A 2099-nucleotide genomic window follows, 5' to 3' on the forward strand; every position below is an offset into this window, starting at 1 on the left:
TCGTGTAAATCCAGTTCTGTGTGGGCCATGTCCGGTCTCCTTGCTTTTCAGCAAGATAGAGAGTTTGTCGCAACCCAGTTTAGAATGTGCCGCACCGCGACGGTAAATCTTGTAATCATAGTTATGTTAATTTTTTCTGTGTGTTCAGATGTACCTTGGCGTTTCATGCACAGATGCTGATGGCGCCCACACAGTGTGAAGAGCGGATTTCGCAAATCCAAAAGTATTCATCACGTGAATCAAGCGTGCTGTCTGTATAGCTCGAGTAGACCTTCAAACATGAACGACGAGACCACCAACTGGCAAAGCTACAATCAGGCGCTGCGGCAGCGCGGTTGATCTATAATTTCGATGCAGTGGCGAGCCATTCGGTCGGGGCATTGGGGCCGTAGCGGGCCTATAGCGCTGCGGCGTTTCAGGCCTCCCTCTCTCTAAAGGATACTCCTCGGTTTGCTGTATCCCGAAGAGACCGGATCGTAGCGAGCCTGCTCGAACGGTCTGGATACGCTCCGTCAAGCCGACAAAAACCGCTAACGTGCTTCTCATGTATCGCAGGTCGAAGGGGCGGCTGCACCTGCTAGTGGACAGCACCGGCATCGAGGTAGAAGGCCAGAGGCGTACGCGCAACCATGACATTTCAAAACGGCGTGCGCGATGTTTCAGCGTTCGTATTTTTCTTCGGATCGGCATGCTGTCGTGCCTTCACGCCACCCGGAGACGGAAGGCCAAGTCATGGAAGCCAGGCATAGCCGGAGCCCGCGCGCACGCGTTCTGAGAGCATCGAAAACACTTGGGCCGGGCGCTCTGGCTGAACTGGCGCGGGTGTCACCGCCGCCGCAGGGTGTGAGTGGCAGAGATCAGATCCGCGCAGCGGGCCTCAACTGCTTTACGACAGTCGCCATCTCGATGACCGTGGCCGCGAGGCAAGTGTGTTAGATGAAAGGGGAAGTGCTATCGCTGGGTAATTTACACAACAGCGCCTATCCCTGTCACCAAACGACGTGTCTTTATTATCTTGCCGGCCGCTTAGAATTTCTTGTCGTAATTGGGAGCGATCCCCTATCTTAATTTTTACTAACGCGGTCTAAGGCATAGATTGACAAGATGGGCGCAAGGAATAGAAAGGGAAGAACCGCTTCCTTCAGGTCATGTATTCCGAAAGCGGCTGAATTTTCTATCTCATTGATATTTGCGATGGCGGCATAGGCGAGGCTTCCTATGGAAAGTAGCGCCGAAAAGCTTGTCTCCAAAATAACGGTAAAGCACGCGCCAACCGACACAGCACCCGTCAAGATAAAGGGATAGAGCAGTTCTTCTCCAGTTTTTCCCATCCAGATGAGCGCTATCAAAGCACCCGCGCCAATCAAAGCCATGTAAAAGATGCTCGTCGTTGTCTCTGCTTCACCAATTCCATTTGAGATACCAAAAAAATACAGGAGAAACGCCAAAGCGTAAGCAATCGTCGCTGTTACACTTAAAGATGAACGTATCATTCTGCAAATTCTCATTCTGTTTGCGTGAGTTTCAGGATCGTTCTGGTAGTCTTATACATATGTAAATGCAAAGGCGAGCCGGATGGGTGAAAAATTTTGTTTCCTTTGATAGGTTGAGATACACTTTAGGTTGCATTGGCGTCAAAATTGCAAAACCTTTGCGCCGCTTGAGCGAAGCTGTGCTGACGGTATTGCGGAGTTGGGAGGTTTCCTGCTCGTTATAAGCTCTAGTTTAAGATCGATAATACAAAGGTTTAATTGAGTGTGGGATGGAGTTCGGAGGCATATGGAATTGATGAGCGTACTCGCTCGGCGACATAATGCCGATTTGATACAAGTACTCAGAGTGCGTCGCGACTTTTGATCCCAGATGCGCAATGGAGAGCGCGCCCCATCGGATGAATTGGGTCTCCTACCTCGATCAAAATTGCCCTGCGAGCAAAGTGATTCCTCATTGTCCATTTCTGAAATTGACATGTCTGCACATTTTGCGGCAGCTTGATGATGGCTGGTATGCGACGGCCATACCCCATTGATTTGATGTGTTCCTGAGAGTTGGCCGTCCTGCGAGAAGGTCTGCGTCAGCAGATGGAGGTTTCGCATGGC

1 protein-coding gene is annotated in these 2099 nt (G+C 50.7%); it reads right to left on the bottom strand.

All coding sequences use genetic code 11. The features are described from left to right. Window positions 1–1064: 1064 nt before the first annotated feature. Window positions 1065–1493, bottom strand: a complete 429-nt coding sequence (locus BM225_RS21475) for a hypothetical protein (RefSeq protein WP_092465541.1) — start codon at window positions 1491–1493, stop codon at window positions 1065–1067. Window positions 1494–2099: the final 606 nt, after the last annotated feature.

It is taken from the genome of Donghicola eburneus, from assembly GCF_900115865.1.
In the GTDB taxonomy this organism is placed as follows: domain Bacteria; phylum Pseudomonadota; class Alphaproteobacteria; order Rhodobacterales; family Rhodobacteraceae; genus Donghicola; species Donghicola eburneus.

Bases quoted from the DNA above. Each gene is read 5' to 3' on its own strand.
- BM225_RS21475 (WP_092465541.1), bottom strand. From the start codon at position 1,493: ATGATACGTTCATCTTTAAGTGTAACAGCGACGATTGCTTACGCTTTG.